Annotated in this window: 18 protein-coding genes; 8 read left to right on the top strand and 10 right to left on the bottom strand. The window is 67.8% G+C overall.

Annotated features, from left to right (window positions below):
• Positions 1 to 61: 61 nt before the first annotated feature.
• The 4 genes from AB0J16_RS44965 to AB0J16_RS44950 all read right to left on the bottom strand — a co-directional run bounded on the left by AB0J16_RS44965 (position 62) and on the right by AB0J16_RS44950 (position 2,076).
• A complete protein-coding gene (locus AB0J16_RS44965) occupies positions 62 to 427 on the bottom strand; it encodes a hypothetical protein (protein ID WP_358446035.1) in 366 nt (121 codons plus the stop codon).
• Between the two features lie 20 nt (positions 428 to 447).
• The gene (locus AB0J16_RS44960) at positions 448 to 852 is read right to left on the bottom strand and encodes a RidA family protein (RefSeq protein ID WP_358551643.1); all 405 of its coding nucleotides are present in this window, start codon (positions 850 to 852) and stop codon (positions 448 to 450) included.
• A 691-nt stretch (positions 853 to 1,543) separates the two neighbouring features.
• Positions 1,544 to 1,765 (bottom strand): hypothetical protein, encoded by a 222-nt coding sequence (locus AB0J16_RS44955; protein ID WP_358551641.1) that lies wholly within the window; start codon positions 1,763 to 1,765, stop codon positions 1,544 to 1,546.
• A 20-nt stretch (positions 1,766 to 1,785) separates the two neighbouring features.
• Positions 1,786 to 2,076: a DUF6247 family protein gene (locus tag AB0J16_RS44950; protein WP_358551639.1), complete on the bottom strand. Its 291-nt coding sequence runs from the start codon at positions 2,074 to 2,076 to the stop codon at positions 1,786 to 1,788.
• A 435-nt stretch (positions 2,077 to 2,511) separates the two neighbouring features.
• Between AB0J16_RS44950 and AB0J16_RS44945 the strand changes: the two genes are divergently transcribed.
• Positions 2,512 to 3,450, top strand: a complete 939-nt coding sequence (locus AB0J16_RS44945; RefSeq protein WP_357944315.1) for a CoA ester lyase — start codon at positions 2,512 to 2,514, stop codon at positions 3,448 to 3,450.
• Between the two features lie 108 nt (positions 3,451 to 3,558).
• Here the strand turns inward: AB0J16_RS44945 and AB0J16_RS44940 are convergent, their stop codons facing one another.
• Positions 3,559 to 4,101 carry a DUF6529 family protein gene (locus tag AB0J16_RS44940; RefSeq protein WP_358551637.1) on the bottom strand — a complete coding sequence of 181 codons (543 nt, stop codon included), beginning with the start codon at positions 4,099 to 4,101 and terminating at the stop codon, positions 3,559 to 3,561.
• Complete coding sequence (locus tag AB0J16_RS44935; RefSeq protein ID WP_358551635.1) at positions 4,098 to 4,829, bottom strand: hypothetical protein; 732 nt, start codon at positions 4,827 to 4,829, stop codon at positions 4,098 to 4,100. The genes AB0J16_RS44940 and AB0J16_RS44935 overlap by 4 nt, the downstream gene beginning before the upstream one ends.
• Before the next feature lie 99 nt (positions 4,830 to 4,928).
• Here AB0J16_RS44935 and AB0J16_RS44930 point away from each other — a divergent pair, with 99 nt between their 5' ends.
• Both AB0J16_RS44930 and AB0J16_RS44925 read left to right on the top strand, forming a co-directional pair.
• Positions 4,929 to 5,930, top strand: coding sequence for a CPBP family intramembrane glutamic endopeptidase (locus tag AB0J16_RS44930; RefSeq protein WP_358551633.1), 1,002 nt, complete (start codon positions 4,929 to 4,931; stop codon positions 5,928 to 5,930).
• Positions 5,931 to 6,204: 274 nt separating this feature from the next.
• Entirely contained in the window at positions 6,205 to 9,102 is a 2,898-nt protein-coding gene (locus tag AB0J16_RS44925) for a hypothetical protein (RefSeq protein ID WP_358551631.1), read from the top strand.
• Positions 9,103 to 9,514: 412 nt separating this feature from the next.
• Here the strand turns inward: AB0J16_RS44925 and AB0J16_RS44920 are convergent, their stop codons facing one another.
• From AB0J16_RS44920 to AB0J16_RS44910, 3 genes are all read right to left on the bottom strand, one after another.
• Positions 9,515 to 9,787 carry a DUF397 domain-containing protein gene (locus AB0J16_RS44920; RefSeq protein ID WP_358551629.1) on the bottom strand — a complete coding sequence of 91 codons (273 nt, stop codon included), beginning with the start codon at positions 9,785 to 9,787 and terminating at the stop codon, positions 9,515 to 9,517.
• A complete protein-coding gene (locus tag AB0J16_RS44915) occupies positions 9,787 to 10,641 on the bottom strand; it encodes a helix-turn-helix transcriptional regulator (protein ID WP_358551627.1) in 855 nt (284 codons plus the stop codon). Before AB0J16_RS44915 ends, AB0J16_RS44920 begins: the two co-directional genes overlap by 1 nt.
• 570 nt (positions 10,642 to 11,211) lie before the next feature.
• Positions 11,212 to 12,846, bottom strand: coding sequence for an ATP-binding cassette domain-containing protein (locus tag AB0J16_RS44910; RefSeq protein WP_358551625.1), 1,635 nt, complete (start codon positions 12,844 to 12,846; stop codon positions 11,212 to 11,214).
• A gap of 82 nt (positions 12,847 to 12,928) precedes the next feature.
• Between AB0J16_RS44910 and AB0J16_RS44905 the strand changes: the two genes are divergently transcribed.
• The 4 genes from AB0J16_RS44905 (at position 12,929) to AB0J16_RS44890 (ending at position 16,906) form a co-directional block, all read left to right on the top strand.
• Complete coding sequence (locus tag AB0J16_RS44905) at positions 12,929 to 13,684, top strand: TetR/AcrR family transcriptional regulator (protein WP_358551735.1); 756 nt, start codon at positions 12,929 to 12,931, stop codon at positions 13,682 to 13,684.
• Positions 13,685 to 14,288: 604 nt separating this feature from the next.
• The gene (locus tag AB0J16_RS44900) at positions 14,289 to 15,599 is read left to right on the top strand and encodes an aspartyl protease family protein (protein WP_358551623.1); all 1,311 of its coding nucleotides are present in this window, start codon (positions 14,289 to 14,291) and stop codon (positions 15,597 to 15,599) included.
• A 65-nt stretch (positions 15,600 to 15,664) separates the two neighbouring features.
• Complete coding sequence (locus AB0J16_RS44895; RefSeq protein ID WP_358551621.1) at positions 15,665 to 15,859, top strand: hypothetical protein; 195 nt, start codon at positions 15,665 to 15,667, stop codon at positions 15,857 to 15,859.
• A 318-nt stretch (positions 15,860 to 16,177) separates the two neighbouring features.
• Positions 16,178 to 16,906 carry a class I SAM-dependent methyltransferase gene (locus AB0J16_RS44890; RefSeq protein WP_358551619.1) on the top strand — a complete coding sequence of 243 codons (729 nt, stop codon included), beginning with the start codon at positions 16,178 to 16,180 and terminating at the stop codon, positions 16,904 to 16,906.
• 68 nt (positions 16,907 to 16,974) lie between these two features.
• Here AB0J16_RS44890 and AB0J16_RS44885 read toward each other — a convergent pair whose 3' ends face one another.
• Positions 16,975 to 17,817, bottom strand: a complete 843-nt coding sequence (locus tag AB0J16_RS44885) for an SMP-30/gluconolactonase/LRE family protein (RefSeq protein WP_358551617.1) — start codon at positions 17,815 to 17,817, stop codon at positions 16,975 to 16,977.
• A gap of 319 nt (positions 17,818 to 18,136) precedes the next feature.
• Here AB0J16_RS44885 and AB0J16_RS44880 point away from each other — a divergent pair, with 319 nt between their 5' ends.
• Complete coding sequence (locus tag AB0J16_RS44880; protein WP_358551615.1) at positions 18,137 to 18,652, top strand: GNAT family N-acetyltransferase; 516 nt, start codon at positions 18,137 to 18,139, stop codon at positions 18,650 to 18,652.
• Positions 18,653 to 18,664: the final 12 nt, after the last annotated feature.

Genomic DNA, 18,664 nt, shown 5'->3' with positions numbered 1-18,664 from the left:
TCGGACAGCGCCGTGTGAGTTTTGGTTTTGGCGCGGCGTGAGCTTTAGCGCCGTGCGGGCGTTAGCGGCGTGTGAGCTTGAGTACGGTCGACTCCCGCGCCCAGCGGTCGGTCAGGTGCTCGCTGTCGGGAGCGTTGAGCCGCTCCTTGGCCAGCGCGGCGACGGCCTCAGGCTCCGCCGCCTGATCCACCACCCGGACCTCGGCCTCGAAGTCGGCCAGCCTGGCGCCGTTGTCCTTGCTGCGCAGGATGACCTGGACGGTGTCGAGCCCCTCGATGCCCGGCAACTGCTGCTCGCCGCCACCCGTGACGAGGTAGATGGCACCCTCGTGCCAGGCATGCCAGGCCAGGCGCGGGCGGTCGAGGGTGAGCCAGAGGACGCCTGACTTCTTCGCGCCCTCTTCGATGGCCGCGGATATGTCGCTCACGCCTCGACTGTACCGGGGCTTCAATCGCCGAGGGCGGCGGTCAGGTCGAGCTCGACGAGTTGACCGGTGAAGCCGAGCTGGGTAACCCCCAGCAAGGTGCTCGCGGTGGTGAAGGCGGCGGCGAGGGGCGAGTCGAGCAGGCGCTGCCATACTCCCCCGAGCGCGGCGCGGTCCTGGCTCACCACGTAGATGACCGAGCGCACCACCTGCTCCGGGCGGGCGTTCACGGCCGCGAGCGCGGTCAGGGCGTTGGCGACGACCTGGTCCACCTGGGCGTCCTGATCTCCTTCGCCGACCAGGGCGCCGGTCACATCCAGCGGACACTGTCCGGCCAGGAACGCTGTCCGCCCGGCCTCGACCACGGTGATGTGGCTGTAGCCGGGAGTCTTGTGCAGTTCGTCGGGGTTGAGGCGGGTGATCGTCATGCGGAGATTGTGGCGGCTCCGGGGTCGGAGAATCATCTGGTTTGTGTCAGCGCTCGCGAAGGCCCCGAAGGGAACTTTCACCTCCCGACTGGCCGGGGCGGGATGCCGGTGGCGCGAGCCGCTAGCTCGCTCAGGGAGTCCACGGACCCTCCGGCAGAACGCCCACGGGCCTGGCGGCAGAACGTCCACGGACCCTCCGGCAGAACGCCCACCGATCTACCGGCAGACCGCCCACACGGCCCCATTCAACTGCGGTAATGTGCGGCGAGTGATGGATCCGTCTCTGTTCCGCGAGGCGGCGAGGCAACGGCGCTCGAAGCGCTGGCGGGGGACGCGGGTCGTTGTCGTGAACGGCGCCCGGCAAGTGGGCAAGAGCCGGCAAGCTTGAACGCCGCGCCGCTACCTGGATCTACTGGAATTGATCTTTATCATCAAGCGCGGCCTGGTCATCGGATCTCACCCGCCCCGCCATCTCCTACCCTCAACTGATCGTCACAGACAGTGGGTTCGGCGGTCGCCTCATCACGCCGAGCCTGGTACGACAGGAGTCGGTCCCGAGCTCGGAGAGCAGTCTGGGGGTTTCGAGGGGGCGGGTGTGATCCGTAAGGCATCCGTCTCGAAAACCCACGAGCACCATCTGGTCTTCAGGACGTCATCTACGAAATCTAGATGACGTACATTGCTGCCGCCATCAGCCCGTCCAGGTCACGTTGAAGATCAAGATCAACTCGGCGGCCTCGTCGACCTTGAAATACATGATGCCGAAGTCACCGAAGGTCGTCTGTCGATACTCGGGCTGATCCGCGTACAGCATGCGGGCATCCCACGGCTTCTCGACCAGATCCACGGTTCTGGCGAGGAGCGCGTCGAACGCCTTGCTCGGCAACCCTTTCATCTGGGCCAGTGCTGCCACGTGGAGCTCCACGCGATAGTTCACCGACGGTCGGCCCAGCCCGGGAACGCCATGTCCATCGAAACGAACTCATCGGTCCGTCCCTCACGCACCGCCCGTTCGGCGTGGTCGAAATCAGGGTTGGAGACCGCGATCGCATGCAACCGCCAGACATGCAAAAGCTCTTGAAGCTGCTTGAAGCGCCACACCTCGTGGGCTGCGTCCAAGGCGGTGTGATAGTCGCTGAGGAACTGCTCGTGCCACCTCTCCGGCAGGAGACGCAAGATCTCCGCAGGGTCATCCCCGATCCCATGCAGCGGCTCAGCGGTCATACCCGCAGTCTAGGCGCCTCCTTCTCGGAGCGTGTTGATTTCCCGGTCGGCCGTAACGGGGAGCCTCTTGGCGACAGAGTGCCATCGCCACTTGCGCCATGCCGCAGCAGAAGTCCCTATACGACCTCCACTGGACACGGCTTCGGGTTCGTCCACCCGCTGCACGCGCATGCCGCCTTTCCGGGGACACGGCGCGCTCCGGAGCGTGCGCGGGTGGAGCCCGCCAATATGGCGTCCGAGCGGAGCGAGGGCCTGCAGGGGTCGGGGCTTGGCCCGACTGGAAGTAACGCCTGCCCCGAAGCGCGAAGCGCCCACCCGCGAAGTCCTTTGTTGAGGGGCGGGCATCAGACGGTCAAGCCGGTAAGTGGGTAACGGGTGGGGGCGCGGTGAGTGGGGGGTGCGAAAGGGTGGGGGCGAGGGGGCTAGCGTGTGCGCATGCGCTCACGTCGATCTGTTCTCGCCGTCCCCGGTAGTAACCCGAGGTTCCTCGAAAAGGCCCAGACGCTGCCGGTCGACGAGGTGTTCCTCGATCTGGAGGATTCGGTTGCGCCCCTGGTCAAGGATGAGGCTCGTAAGAACGTCGTGACCGCGTTGCGGGAGGGGGACTGGACGGGGAAGACGCGGGTCGTACGCGTGAATGATCTGTCGACGCAGTGGACCTACCGTGACGTGATCGAGGTGGTGGAGGGTGCGGGGGACAACCTCGACTGCCTGATCCTGCCCAAGGTGCAGGACTCGACCGAGGTCGTCTGGCTCGACACGCTGCTCACCCAGATCGAGAAGACGATGGGGCTGGGGGTCGGGCGGATCGGGATCGAGGCGCAGATCGAGAACGCGCGCGGGCTGGTCAACGTGGACGCCATCGCGGGGGCGTCCAGGCGGCTGGAGGCGCTGGTGTTCGGGCCGGCCGACTTCATGGCGTCGGTGAACATGCGCACGATGGTCGTGGGGGAGCAGCCGCCGGGTTATACCGAGGGCGATGCGTACCACTACATCCTGATGCGCCTGCTGATGGCCGCGCGGATGCACGATCTGCAGGTGGTCGATGGGCCGTACCTGCAGATCAGGGACGTCGAGGGGTTCAAGCGGGTGGCCAGGCGGGCCGCGGCGCTCGGGTTCGACGGGAAGTGGGTGCTCCATCCGTCGCAGGTGGAGGCGGCCAATGAGGTGTTCTCGCCGACGCAGGAGGACTACGACCATGCCGAGCTCATCCTGGAGGCGTACGACTACTACACGACCGTGGAGAAGCGCGGCGCGGTCATGCTGGGGGACGAGATGATCGACGAGGCCTCGCGCAAGATGGCGCTCGTCGTGGTGGCCAAGGGGCGGGCTGCCGGGCTGAGCCGTACGAAGACGTTCAGCCCGGAGAGCTAGAGCCGTCCGGACGGCCCTGAAGCCGTCCAGCGTCATGACCGTCAAGGCCTTCAAGCCGTCAAGGTCTGACGGCTTCAAGGCCTTGAAGCCGTCAAGGCCTTGAAGCCGTCAGACCTTGAAGCCGATCGTGGTGAAGAACCAGAACGACGACGTGAGCCAGAGCCCGACCAGCGCGGTGAACGCGAGCCCGCCGATCACGGGCAGCGTCCAGCCTGGTGTGCCCCGCTTCGGCAGGGCCAGCATCTTGGCCGTGAACAACCCGTAGAAGAAGCAGCCGAGCAGCGAGTGCGCGAGCACCCTGGGCACGTCGTACTGCAGCCCCAGGGCGTACAGGCAGTGGAAGGCGACGGGGATGGTCAGCAGGAAGGCCAGCCGGCCCGACCAGCGATGTACGGCCGGCGGAATGGAGACCCCGAGCTTGCCCCACATCGACAGGGCGGAGATGACCTGGACGGCGGCGAGCACGAACGCGCCCGTCGTCAGCCACGCCTTCATCGGCAGCGCGGCGGAGAAGCCGGCGGGGCCGACCGCGAAGCCGGTGGGGGCGTGGATGCGCCCGAAGACGCCGAGGGCGATCGCCACCATTCCGCCGATCAGCAGCGGGACTGACAGGGGGTGGAAGCTGGTCGGCCGGTGCGAGGTGACGCTCATTGCATCTCCTGAATGAAGCCGTCGACGTCCTTCGGGTAGAGGGTGGTGTCGTCGTCGAGCGGCACCGGCTTGGTCGGCTGGTAGGCGTTCAGCTGCGGGATCTGCAGCTGCTTCTCGTCCGCGAACGCGGCACCGACCTGCGTGAAGCCGCCTTGCGGGCGCTTCAGTACGATCCAGCCGGCTCGTAGCTTGGCGCCCCTTACCTGGGCGGTCGCCCGATAGAGGCCGGAGGGCTTGACGACGGTGTTGGCGGCGAAGGTCCACTTCTTGCCGCCGATCTTCAGCCAGCCGGTGGCCTTGCCACCGCCGAGCGTTCCGCCGACGGCCGCGGCGCCGAAGCCCTTCAGGGTGATCTTTCCGTCTTTCTCGTTGCCCTTGAACCAGGCCTCGGACTTGCCGTCACAGAAGTAGCCGATGGTTTTGCCGTCGCGGGTGGAGATGGCGATCAAGCCGCCGTTGCCGCGTACGTAGCCTCCGTAGTCCGCTTTGTCGATGGTCTTCGGGGCGGCTTCGGCGGTTTCGGTGGGTTCGGGGGTAATGGTGGCGGCGGTGGCGGCGGGTTCCGCCGAAGGTTCAGCCGCGGCGGCGGTCTCGGTCGCGGGGGGTTCGTTGGAGGTGGCGGCAGCCGTTGTGTTCGCCGCCGGTGTCGCGGTGATGCTGGCGACACCCAGCCCGACGGCGAGCGCGGCGCCCGCTGTCAGGGTGATGACAGGTCCCAGCCTTGACATGAACTGCTCCCAGGGTCGAAATGCTTACTCCACCGAGCATCCGCTCAAACTAACGGATCGTCTGTGAACTAATGCTCATCTCCCAGACAGAATGTAGAGATGCAGGAAAATCCTGGACCCCAGCTTCCGTACGGGACGCAGCCGCCGGGCCGGCCGGCCTACCCTTACCAGCCGCCGCCCATGCCCGTGCGAGAGCCGTGGTTCCGGCCGATGCCCAGGGGCGCGCGGTACGACTACCTGGCCCGAGTGGGTGACCGCGGTGTCTGGCGGGAGATCGTCGGGACGATCCTGGTGGGCGTCGCGTTCTTCGTCGTCGGTGCGGTGGTCATAGGCGTCGGCATGGTGGTGGCGAGGATCCTCGGCATCAGCTCCTCGCTGACGGCCGGGGAGTTGTTCAGTGATCCGGTGTTCTCGCTGGTGGTGCTGCTGCTCTCGATCGCGGCCGTGCTCCCGGCGGTGTTCGGTACGGTCGCGCTCATCCAGCGGCGCCGGCCCGGGTCGCTCTCCTCGGTCGCTGGGCGGTTGCGGTGGGGATGGCTGCTGCGCTGCCTGGGTGTGGCGGTCATATCTCTGGCGCTGGGGCAGGTGGCCCAGGTCGCCATGATGACGGTGACCAGGGAACCGGTTACGGACCTGTTCGGCTGGGCCGGGTGGAGCGCGTTCCTTCCCGCGCTGATCGCGATCGTGCTGCTCGTGCCGTTCCAGGCCGCCACCGAGGAGTACATCTTCCGCGGCTGGGTCATGCAGGCGTTCGGCGCCCATCTGCGGAGCCCGATATGGGGGATCGTGCTGGGTTCGGCGCTGTTCGCGTCCCTGCACGGGTACTCGTGGATCGGGCTCATCGACGTCTTCAGCTTCGGTGCCCTCATGGCGTGGCTGGCGGTGCGGACCGGAGGGCTGGAGGCCCCGATCGCCCTGCACGTGGCGAACAACATGCTGGCGTTCGGGATCAGCGCGGCCGCCGGGCATCTGGACAAGGCGCTGCAGCAGGGGGACGTGCCCTGGCAGGCGCTGGTGGGGACCGTGGTGCAGTTGGGGGCGTACACGGTTGGGGTGCTGTACCTGGCGAAAAAACGGTCAGTTAGCGATCTTTCGGGATAAATAGCTAGCTGGTGCCAGGAATCTCGCTAGAGAGGTCTCGCCATTCGGGCTCAGTCGTGTTGCTCTGGATCCAGTGGGTGGGCGAGGATTCCGGAGGTGATCATCTCGGCGAGACAGGGTAACTAGCACTCATGTGCGATATTTCACGCCGCAGTGACATAAAAAACGAAATAAGCGCATAAACGTGGACAGGCTGCCCTGGAACGATTCGGCATACCTCTCTCTACCGGGTCGTTCGCTCAGTTCGATCAGTACGTACTAGGAGGTGCGACGCGTGGCCTCCGGCCCCAGCGACCCGCCACGGCGACCGCCGGGTGATGACGACCCGCGGCCCGAGGAAGCCGCCGACCCCCATGCCGCCAACGAGCCCCGGATCCGGCACTCTCCACCGGGCCCCACCGATGATCGGGCTCGTGGCCTGCCTGCGGCCTCACCGTGGGGTATGCCGCCGTTCTCCTCCCCCGTCCCTGGAGACGAGCCTCCGGACCCGCCGAAGGGGCGCCGGCCGTACAGCTCCCCGACCGCGGAACCCGAGACGGAGCCGCGCCGCCGCCGGGTCGTGAACCACCCCGACAAGCTCGTGGCCGGCGGCCCACCCCGGACTGAGCCCGAGCCCCGGACCGGGGATGAGCCCCCTGACGTCACACCCCGCTCCTGGTTCGAGACAGAGGACCAGCCGCAGGACGAGGATCAGCCCCAGCACGAGGCCCCGTACAGCACGCCGGACGTCCCGGACGACGAACGCGAGGATGACGAACCCGAGGATGACGAGCCCGAGGTGCGGCGCGTCGGACGCCCGCCCGCCGGCCGCCCCACCAGACCGGACCGCCTCGTCGCGTCGGGCCCGCCGCGTCCCGGCGGCTCCAGCGGCAGGCACCACCGCGGCCCCGCCCCGTCGGCGGTCCGCCGGTCGAGTCCGGTACGCAGGCGCAGCCTGGCCGTGCCGACGGCCATACTCCTGGCGCTGGTACTGCTCGTGGCGGGCGGCGTGCTCGTGTGGCAGTGGCGCTCCTCCGACAAGCCCGGACTGGCGCTGTCCGAGGGCACGGAACGTTCGGGCGACGAGCTGTTCACGGTGCCGTCGGCCGGTGACGGCTCCGATCAGAAGCTCAACGACATGACCTCGGTGGGCCGTGCGGTCGTGGCCGTCGGCAGCGACACGACGAGTCCGACGCCGCGGCCGCTGTTCCTGTTCTCACCGGACAGCGGGAAGACGTGGCAGCTCGGCCAGGTCAACGGGTCGACCACCGCGACGGTCCAGCGGGTCGTGGGCGGCGACGGGCGCTGGCTGGCCAGCGGCGGCGACGGGGTGGGCGCCGAGCGCGGCCTCTGGACGAGCACCGACGGGTTCACCTGGGCGGCTGTGGAGCAGAGCGGTCTGTCCGCGTTCAGGACCGGTGACCTGATCTCCGGTATCGCCAGGACGTCGTCGGGGTTCGTGGCGGTCGGCCGTACGACGCTCACCGGCGGCGCGACGGGACCCGCGGCCTGGCAGTCGCCGGACGGGCGCGCATGGGAGCGCGTGAACACGGGCGGGCTGGACGTACGCGAGCTCAAGGCGGTCGTGGCCAAGGGGAACACCGTCGTGGCCATCGCCGAGTCCGCTCCGGGCGACGGCTCAAGGGTCGTCCGGTCGAGCGACGGCGGCGCCACCTACCAGGCCACCGGGTTCCAGTTGCCCGAGGCGCGGACCGGGTCGTCGCTGGCCGTACTGCCCAAGCAGTTCGTCCTCGTCCCCACCAGGCAGCGAACGATCACCGGCGACGTACGTGTCTACTGTTCACCGACCGGCGCGCAGTGGGCGCAGTGCGGCTCGATCCGCGGCCTGAGTGGTACGAGCCCCGGCATCGACTCGCTGATCAGCTACCCGTCGGGGATCGCCGCGGTCAGCCAGGCGGACCTCGGCAAGTACTCCATCCTGACCAGCGCCGACGGGCGCGGCTGGGCCAAGCGGACCGACCTCGCCAACCTGCCGGGCGCCACGCTGCGCGGCTTCACGATCTCCGACTCGGGCACCCTGTTCGCGGGCGGCGACCAGGCCACGGCGGACGTCGAGAACCAGCTCGTCCTCATGACCGCGCCCCCGCGCGGCGACGCGACGCGCGTACGGCTGGCCGGCGTCGACGGCCTGTCACGGATCGCCCGCCAGACCAACCGCCTGGCCGGTTTCGACGGCCGCTACGTCGCGGTCGGCTCGGCCTCCGGCGACGCCGGCATCTGGACCAGCCTGAACTGGCAATCCTGGACCTCCATGAGCCTCGGCGGGACGAACCAGCAGACCCTCGACGACGTCGCCCACGGCCGCCGCGGCTGGCTGGCCGTCGGCAGCACCCAGGCGGACACGTCGGTCACCGACCCGCTCCTGGTGTCCTCCGAGGACGGCCGCACCTGGAAGAAGGTGACGGCCTCCGGTGACCTGGCCCGTACCCAGGACCATCCGTACCTGGCCCTCCACGTCGTGGCCGCCGGCGAGTCGGGCTATGTGCTCGCCGGCGAGGACCGGAACGCGGCCGGTATACCGGGCGCCGCGCTCTGGTTCACGCCGGACCTGCGCAAGTTCACCCGGTCGAAGAAGCTGCCGCAGGGGGGCTCCGGTGTGCGCGTGTACGACGTGGCCGCCACACAATCCGGATATGTCGCCATAGGCGGCTCGGGCACCGGCGACCGGGAGAGCGCCGTGGTCTGGTTCTCGGAGGACGGCGTCAACTGGAAGTCCCGCGACCGCGTCTCGCCACCGGAGGCCGGCTCCGCCGGACTGCGGGAGGTGGTGGCCTACCAGGACAAGCTCGTCGCCATCGGAACGGCCCAGACACCCGGCTCGCGCCGCGCCTTCGCCGCGGTCTCGGAAGACGACGGTACGACCTGGCGTACGGCCTGGCTGCCTGCCGACCAGGCGGCGGCCGTGTACGACCTCGCGGCGGCCGACCAGGGGCTGGTGGCGGTCGGCTGGCACGGCACGCCGGGGGAGGGGGACAGCGCGGTCTGGCTGTCTGAGGATGGTTTGACGTGGAACCGAGTGGACCTGACGAAGGGACGGCTGGCGGGGCCGGGGATGCAGTGGCTGGCGGCGGTGACGGTGATGGGATCGGAGGTGGTGGCATTGGGCCGTTCGACGACCTACAACGCCGATCACATGATCCTGTGGACGTCTTCCCTCTCGTCTGACCGCTGAGAGCCAAAGGGCCTCCGCTACGCTCCGGACGCTCTTCTGGGGGCGCCTCCGGCGCACAACGGGCTTCGCCATGGGCGCTCCGCGCGTAAGGCCTCAGGCGCTTCCTCCCAGCCGGGCCGGAGCCCCGGCCCCTGGAGGACCTCGCTCCGCTCGGACGCCTTCCCAGCGCGGGCTCCGCCCGCGCCCCGCTTCGCCGGGACGGAACCCGCATCGCTCAAGCGATCAGGCAGAGGAACGTGATTGTTTCGACGCTGGGCAGGCGGCCTCGCGAGTCGAGTGCCGAGCGAGAAGAGGACGCCATGCAGTTGAGCGCATTTAACAGGATTCCAGTCTGGGCGACCGATATCGCCAAGGATGAGGCAACAGCTTGACGGCCCCCATCCCGATGAGAGGGGGCACGCCGGAGGCGCTTTTAGCTCTCGTTGGTCGCGTCGAACTCGCCGTCTTTAACCCCCGACACGAAGGCGTCCCACTCGCCTGGGGTGAAGATCAGCGCGGGGCCATTCGGGTCCTTGGAGTCTCGGACCGCGAACAAGCGGCTCCCCACTTTCGGCCCTGTACTTGCCGAAACTACGGCTATCTCCACGCAGTTGCCGCCGTTGTTGCTGCGACTGCTCTTGCGCCATGACGCACGCGCAAGCTCAGCTTCCAACCCCATCTCCGCGCCATCCGGGTTAGTGATCATCACACTTCCTTCAACGCCGATGCGAGTAGGCTGCGGCTTCGATCTGGGTCGAACGCCTTGGCTCGCAGGTGGTTAAAGACCAGGTTATACCGGTCTACGGCGGATGGTTCTTCTAGATAGAGGCTACCGACCTGGCTCTCCAAATAGATCACGTCGGGATCTGGTGCCTGTGGGAATCCCATGACCACAAAGCCGCCGTCCATCGCGGGATGCGGCCCAGCAGAGAAGGGCAGTATCTGGATGGTGACGTTGGCTCTGCGCGACATCGTGATCAGGTGGCTAACCTGCTCCTTCATGGTTTCGTGGCTGCCGATCAGGCGGCGAATGGCGGCCTCGTTCATGATCGCCCATAGCTGCAATGGGTCGCTCCCCGTGACCCGGTCCTGCCGGGCTTGGCGGAACTCGATCTTGCGATCGATCTCCTCTGTGCTTTCCGACAGGGGGGCGACGCTGAGGTAGGCCCGGTAGTAGTCGGGCGTTTGAAGCAAACCGGGTACCAGTTCTGGGTCGTAGCTCCGCAGCTCTGATGCCTCCGCCTCCAGGCCAACGAAGACTTGGAACCACTCCGGAATGACGTCGCCATAGGAGTGCCACCATCCTCGCTGGCGGGCTTGACGAGCCAGCAGGAGGAGTTCCTCGCGGGCGGGCCCGTGGACGTCGTACACGTCGAGAAGCGCACGAAGATCGTTGGCGCGGATTCCTCGGCGTCCCGATTCGATGCGACTTACCCATGACTGATCGAATTCAAGTCGCTCGGCGACTGTTTCCGCGGTTATCCCGGACTCTTTGCGAAGGCGGCGAAGCTCGCTTGCAAGGCGTCGGCGTCTCACGGTGGGGCTACTGCCGGCGGTCATACCGTACGTCACCTCGACACTCAGAGCGCATATCCCGAACCTGATGAGAGTCCCGCACCGGGTGGACTCCAGCAACTCAGAATCTATCTAGTGGCATCTTGCCAGAAGTTGCATGCCAAAGGCACTATGGCATCGGCAGGGTGCCAGCAAGGGTCGCCAAATCCCGTCGGAATTGCACTCTTTGCGGTATTGGCCGAGAGTGCGAGCAGTTCTCAATCGGGCGTGGCTGATGTGGGACCTGCCACAACGACAGGGATCGGCGGAATGGGTAGGGCCGCGATCCGCGATGGCGGGTCAGGGCTCTCCCGAAAGAGGATCAACGCGATATTCGCCCAATGTGATCAACGCGCGATCTGTGAAGCTTCGGTTCGTCGAAAGGGTCCTTTATGCGGCACTTCGATTACGAAGAGGAAAGATTCATTCACTTAGTGCGACTGACTTGGGACCTGTCTCGGCTCGGGGTGGCGCTGGCGGTGCAGTGGCCACAGCGTGATGAGCCGTTCATCTTCATTCCTCGGGCGCGGGGGGCTTTGCGGGTGCGGGCCGCGCTGAGGGGTGAGCACTGGGTCTTCACATGGGGTCATGGTCGGAGCCGCGGCCTTCGTGCCAGACGGGCTCGTCGCTCTCCTGGATCGTGCCGTCGGCGCCGAATATGAGGAACCGGTCGAAGTCGGCGGCGAACCACCGGTCGTGGGTGACCGCCAGCACCGTGCCGGAAAAATTATCGAGTCCCTGCTGTAGGGCCTCCGCGCTCGCCAGGTCGAGGTTGTCGGTGGGCTCGTCCAGCAACAGCAGGGTGGCGCCGGACAGCTCCAGCAACAGGATCTGCAGCCGGGCCTGCTGGCCGCCGGAGAGAGTCTCGAATCTCTGGTTCGCGGCGGGAGCGAGCTCATAGCGGGCCAGCGCCGCCATCGACTCGTTCAGGATGAGGGGGTGGTCGCTCATGATCAGCTCGATCGGGGTGCGGCCGTGCAGGTCCGGACGGGCGTGGGTCTGCACGAACCGGCCGGGCACCACCCGCGCGCCCAGCCGCACCGTACCGCTGTGGCTCATCGCGGGCACCGCGCCGTCCGCGGCCTGTTCCAGTATCCGCAGGAAGTGGGACTTGCCCGTGCCGTTGGAGCCGAGCACGCCGACGCGTTCGCCGTACCAGATCTCGGTGCCGAACGGCCGAGTCAGGCCGGTGATCTCCAGGTCCGCGCAGATGACGGCGCGTTTGCCGGTACGGCCGCCGCGTAGCCGTATCCGCACGTTCTGCCGCTTGGGCGGGCGCTGCGGCGGGCCGGCCTCCTCGAAGCGGACCAGCCGGGTGCGGGCGGCCCGGTAGGACGAGGCCAGCGCGTCGTTGTTGGCCGCGGTCTGCCGCAGAGTGTTGACCATCTGCCGCAGCCTGGAGTGCTCTTCGTTCCAGCGGCGGCGCCGCTCCTCCAGTCGGTTGACGCGCTCCTCGCGGGCCTTGGCGTACGTGGCGAACCCGCCACCGTGCGCCCAGACGCCGCGGTCCTCCACAGTGACGATCCGGTCGGCGGCGTTGGCCAGGAGCTGGCGGTCGTGGGAGACCAGCAGCACGGTCTTGGACGCGGCCCGCAACCGACTCTCCAGCCACTGCTTGCCGGCCACGTCGAGGTAGTTGTCGGGCTCGTCCAGCAGCAGGACCTCGTCGGGGCCCCGTAGCAGGGCCTCCAGAACCAGGCGTTTCTGCTCTCCGCCCGACAGGGTGGTCACCGGACGGTAGCGGATCGCGTCGTAGGTCAGGCCCATGGACTCGGTGACGCAGACGTCCCAGACGACCTCCATGTCGTAGCCGCCGAGTTCGGCGTAGTCCGCGGCGGCCTGTGCGTAGGCGAGTTGGACCGCCTCGTCGTCGTGCGCGGCCATCGCCGCTTCCGCCCGCGCCAGAGCCGCCGCCCCGGCGCGGATCCGCTCCGGCGCGACGGACAACAGCAGGTCGTGCACCGTACGGTCATCGCGGATGCTGCCGATGAACTGCCGCATCACCCCCAGGCCGCCCGAGGAGACCACGCGACCGGCCTCCGGCTGGAGGTCACCGGCGATCAGGCGCAGCAGCGTGGTTTTGCCCGCGCCGTTGGGCCCGACGAGACCGGCCTTGGCCCCGTCACCGACACGGAACGAGACCTCGTGCAGGAGCAGCCGCCCGTCGGGCAGCACGTAGGTCAGCCCGTCCACCTCCACATGTCCCGCCACGGTCGCGCCTCCTCAGGGTACTCGATCATTGGTCGAGGAACAGGATCAATGATCCAGTAATATTAGACTTGCGTCCGTGGACATGAGCAAGGCGGGACCAACGACCAAGGGAGCGGCCGGAGGCGTGTGGCTGCGGCCGGCCACGCGGGCGGGCCGCGAAGGGCCACCGCTCACCCGGGAGCGCATCGCCGCCGAGGCCATGGCCCTGCTGGACGGGGAAGGCGTCGACCGGCTGACCATGCGCAGGCTCGCCCAGCGCCTCGGCACCGGCTCCACCACCCTCTACTGGCACGTCAAGACCAAGGAAGACGTCCTGGATCTGACCCTCGACATGATCTTTGGGGAAGTCGAGATCCCCGAAGAGGACGCGGACTGGAGGGCCGCCGTCACCACACTGGCCGGCCGGTGGCGTTCCGTCCTGCTGAAGCATCCCTGGTCGGCCGTGCTGCTGGGCCGGCCGATGCTAGGCCCCAACGTGTTGGCACGCAGCGAGTTCTTGTACGCCACGCTGATCAAGGCGGGGGTCGGCGGGCCATCCCTCACCGCTGCGGCGTACGGCCTGTCCAACTACATCGTCGGCTCCGCCCTGATGCAGGCGACCTGGCAGACGAACGCCGACCCGGACATCCGGCAGGCCGCTCGCGAACACTTGCGCACCAGCAGGGACAGTTACCCGAGCCTCGCGGAGCACGGCCCGATGGTGGCGGGCGACGACTGGGACTCGGCCTTCACACTGGGTCTCGCCTGGCTGCTCGACGGCATCGAGGCCGCCGCCGGCGGCGAAGTACGGGGCGGCACTGGGGCGGTTTACGGCGAGCCGGAGACCTTCGGGCCTTGACGGGGAGCCACCGCGGCGCAGCACGGAGAGTTACTGGGAGGCCGCGGACTGGCTGAGACCGGCGCGTTCAGCCACGTGCGCCGGGTCAAGCTTGCTGCGCCGTCGGAGCTGCTCCGCTCGACCGGGCGATGCGAATGAGATCGTCCAGGTCGGGTGCCCACACACGGACCGGGGCCCTCGGCGATGACGATTCTGCCCTCATCGCCGTCCAGGTCGTCGCCGACCTTGTCCCAGGCCGGGTACATCTCCCCAGCTCATCACGAACTGCCATTGGTGCCGAATGTGCGCGCGTTGTCTGCCGCATGTCTCGGTTTGTCGACGGCTGCCACCGTCGGTCCCGGCCGTGACACGACCATGACACGGCGCGGACGAGGCGGGGACACGGCTGGCCGACAGTGGACGGGGTCGGCCCGGCGGGCGAGTTACGGAGCGCGCTGCGAGGCGATCCGACCGCCCGCATCGGGACGGACGCTGTATGGCCTGGGTGGCCCCGGCACCACCGGTGTCGCCCTCATCAAGCAGGGCGAGACGAAGCGGCCGGAGCTGTTGTGCCCGTCCGTCGGACAGAAAGTCATGGCGAAGGTGATCACGAAAAGGAGCAGGCGTGGCTGATGACGGGAAATGGGACCGGCGTTCGCTGTTTCGGGGCGCCGCCGTGCTGGCCGGTGCCGCAGCGGCCGCACCGCTGCTGGGCGGGGCGGCCACGGCGTTAGCCGGCAGCGGTGACGCGGACGCGCTGTTCAAAGCCGGCAAGTTCGAGCAGGCCGGCCGCGCGTACGAGGAGATCCTCAAGAAGGACCCCAAGAACCTGCACGCGGCCCGCCAGCGCGGCTATGTCGGCCTGCTGGCCAACCGGTTCCCCGACGCCGAGAAGTACCTCAAGATGGCCCTCACCCTGGCGCCCGACGACAAGGAGACCAACGCCTACCTGGGCGACTGCTATATCCGGCAGGACAAGTTCGCCCTGTCCGCACCATGCTGGCAAGCGGCCGGCGAAGACAGCTACGCCAAGTGGTTCGCGGCAGTCCACGGCGAGGGGTATCAGATCCACGGCGACCTCGCACAGCTGCCGATCAAGCAGATGGACCCGATTCCGCTGGTGGAGGCCTCGGTCAACGGAGGACCGACCAAGCGCTTCATGTTCTACACCGGCGCCCCGAACCTGAGCCTGCGCGCGTCGGTGGCCAAGGAGGCCGGGCTGAGCCCTGTGGCCAGTCAGAAGATCGACTACGAGGACAGCGTCATCTGGGCGTACTACGGGATACTGGACTCCATCAAGCTGGGCGGCATCGAGCTGCGCAACGTCCCGGTGGGCTGGTCGTCGACGGAGTCGGGCGAAGATGTCGGCACCGACAGCGATGGTCTGATCGGCACGTGGGTCTTCTACCACCTGCTGACCACCTTCGACTACGCGGGCCGGCAACTGATCCTGCGCCGCAGAACCCCCGAGGCGGCCAGGAAGGCACGAGCGGCGGCCACCCAGCCGCTGCCGCTGTGGCTGGCCCGCGAGCAATACCTGCACAGCACGGGCAGCTTCACCGGCGCCACCGGCTCCCGCACAGGAGTGGTGGGCGTGAACCTAGGCGGAACCAGCGAGATCGCCGCGGGCCTGCGCGGGCCGACAGCCGAGCAGTTGGGGGTCCGCAGCGACTACGACCGCGAGATCGGCACCTTCGGCAGCAGCCACCCGGCCGTCGTCTACCCCAGCTATCCCAAGGAGATCCGCCTCGGCATTGCCACCGCCAAGGAGGTCTACTGCTACACCAACCCCAACCAGCAGGTCAACGTGCCCTTCCCCTTCGGGACAGGGTTCGACACGATGGGCTGGTTTTCCCACTGCTTCTGGAAGCCCTACAACATCACCGTCGACTTCACCGACATGAACCTCTACATCGCCCGCGGCAAAGCCACCTGATCACCGGAACCGCACGGGCGTCACTGGAACTGCCGGCTCCTACGAGCGCGGGGGAAGGGCGGACCGTGCGCCCTTCCCCCCGCCGCCCGATGCCGCACTCGGGAGTGTGCCGGCCGCCGCCGCAGCGGCTTCGTCACCGCACCCTGGTCGCCGACGAACTCGCCACCGTCTTGACCACAACCTTCGCCCACTTGGGCCTGGAAATCCCCGACGCCACCACTACCGAGGCCATCGCCGCGAAGCACGGACTTCTCCCCTGAGGTATGCCTTGGACACCGCGTGCGACCGGTAAGGACACCGCGCCTGCGGTCTGTTGGAAAGAAATTCGACCGGTGCCGTAGAACGAGGCTTGGGGTGACGCTCAGAAGCCCGATGGGCGCCCCTGACGCGGTCGTCGCCGGGCACGGACAGCCCTCTCCAAGGGAGAGGCGCGGCGAGTTCCCCACGTCGCTCTGCCGCCCTTTGAGGCCCTTCTGGATGATCTCGAAAACGGCTGCTGACGTGGGCAAACGTGGCCTGTCGCGGCTAAAATTCAAGGACCCGGTCGCGTGGGCGGCCGGGGTCTGAGGAGGCCGTGAGTGAACCGCGATATCCGCACCGTGGAAGACGTGCTGTCCATGTTGGACCGCCTTTTCGCCGCGGACGCCGACCGATGGACGCCGAACGCCTCCTCCTGGTGGGACGAGTTCTACTCCGACCGCTCCACGCCCATCCCCTTCTTCGTCGACAAGCCGGACGAGAGCCTGGTGTCCTACCTCGATCGCGGCCTGCTCACCCCCGGCCGAGCCCTGGACCTCGGCTGCGGGCCAGGGCGCAACGCCGTTCACCTCGCCTCGCTCGGGTTCGAGGTGGACGCCGTCGATCTTTCTCCGGCCGCCGTGACCTGGGGGCAGGAGCGGGCCCGTGAGGCGGGCGTCGAGGTCCGCTTCCACTGCGGCGACATCTTCTCCGTCGACCTGCCGCCCGGGCACTATGACCTGGTCTATGACTCCGGCTGCCTTCACCATCTGCCGCCGCATCGCCGGGTGAGTTATCTGAGCCTGCTGGACCGTCTGCTCGCCCCCGGCGGTCATCTTGGCCTCACCTGTTTCGCCGCCGGCGTCATGGGGTCCGAGCTGCCGGACGAGGAGTTCTATCGCCAGGGTCGGCTGCACGGCGGGCTGGCCTATGCGCCTGAGGCGCTGCGCTGGATCTTCTCGGACTACACCGAGGTCGAGTTGCGGCTCATGGAGGAGCAGGCGCCCGACGCGCCCGTCTTCGGCGTTCCCTTCCTACTTGCCGCCCTGTTCCGGCGGCAAGGCAGGTAACTGAGGGCGTGCGCGGCGATCCAACGCTGTGCGTACTGCACTACGGCCGACCAGCACCGGACCCTGCTTTACGGCCAGCCGGCACCGGGGACCTCGACCTCGGTGGACAGGACTTGGCCGGTTCCGGGCGGCACCATCTCGGGCATGCCGCGCCACTCCGCGGCCACGATGAAGAGCGTCGAGCGGTTCGCGCCGCCGAGTTCGCAGGCGAAGGCGCCGCGGTCGAGCTGGATGGTCCGCACCTTCTCTCCGCCTTCGCGGACGCGTACGCACTGCCGGTTGGGCACGTCGGCGTACCAGACGGCGTGCTCGGCGTCGACGCAGATCCCGTCGGGGACGCCGTCTCCGAGGTCGGCCCACACCCGGCCGTTCGCGAGGCTGCCGTCGGGTCCGATGTCGTACCCCATGAGCCTTTTGCCGTACGAGTCGGCGACGATCAGCGTTGAGTTGTCCGGCGTCACGGCCAGCCCATTGGGGAAGGAGATGCCGTCGGCCACGTCACGTGCCAAGCCGTCGGGACCGACGTGTGTGACCGCCCCGGGAGCGAACTGTGCACCGCTGAGCATGTCGAAGCCCGCGCGGTCGACGTAGATGTTGCCGCGGCCGTCGATGACGATGTCGTTCCAGCCCTGCCCGATGCCGCTCAGGTCGGCGTGGGTCACCAGTGAACCGTCGGGTTCCATGCGCAGCAGCAGGGCCCGCGCCGAGTCGACGATCACCAGCCGCCCGTCAGGCTGCCAGGCCGTGCAGAGGGGTATCGACTCCACCCGGGCCACGACCTCATGCTTGCCGTCGAGGTCCAGCGCGATCACCTCGTGCGCGGTCCAGTCGGAGAAGTACAGGCGGCCGTCGTGCCAACGCGGCGCCTCCAGCAGTCCGAGGCCGGTGAGCCAGGTACGCAGTTCAGACATCGAAGTCTCCCTTCGCGACGTCTATGAGGACGAGGAGCACATATGGAGAGCGAAAGCTCATCACGGCCTCCATATGTCAGGGACGTCGAGGCCGAGCGACCCGGTTCGACATCGTGAGCGGACGAATTCTGGCGAAACAACGATTTGCCCGGCCCGTCGACCCGTCGATAGCATCACGCCAGCGCGAGAGGCGCGTGATCGCCGTGTGACGAGGGAGGTTGATGAATATGGCTGCGAACAGCTCTCATCAGCATGCCCTTGTCCGGCCCGCGCGAAGCTAGCGCGGTCCGGGTCGTACGAAAACGACCAGGAGTCACACGTGTCATCTTCCCCTTCACCGACCCACTCCGATCTGACCACTGCCCGCCTCATCCTGCGGGCATGGACCGACGGCGAGGCCGCCGCCGTCCTTGACGGCACCCGGCAGGCGCACTGGGCAGAGGACTTCCCCGCCGAGGGCGACGGCGTCATCGTCGGCCTCTTCGCCGAGCATCCCGCGTGGCTGGGTGAGTACGGCCACCGGCAGGTCATCGAGCGCGAAAGCGGTCTTGTGGTCGGCTCGATCGGCCTGTTCTGGCCGCCCAGCGACGGCACCCTTGAGCTCGGGTACGGCATCGTGGCCTCCCGGCGCGGCCGCGGCTACGCCCCCGAGGCCACCCGGGCCATGACGGCGCACGCCCTCACCGCACCAGGTGTGCACACCGTGTACGCCAATGTGGAGCTGTCGAACCCGCCCTCGATCCGAGTGCTGGAAAAGGCCGGTTTCGAGCGGTGGAGCACTGAGCCGGAGACAGCCCGATACCGCGCCACGACGGCGGACCTACCGCAGCGGTAACAGTCTCCGCGC

The sequence above is a fragment of the Nonomuraea sp. NPDC049750 genome (assembly GCF_040659625.1).
In the GTDB taxonomy this organism is placed as follows: Bacteria; Actinomycetota; Actinomycetes; order Streptosporangiales; family Streptosporangiaceae; genus Nonomuraea.
This window is presented reverse-complemented; position numbering and strand designations above follow the sequence as displayed.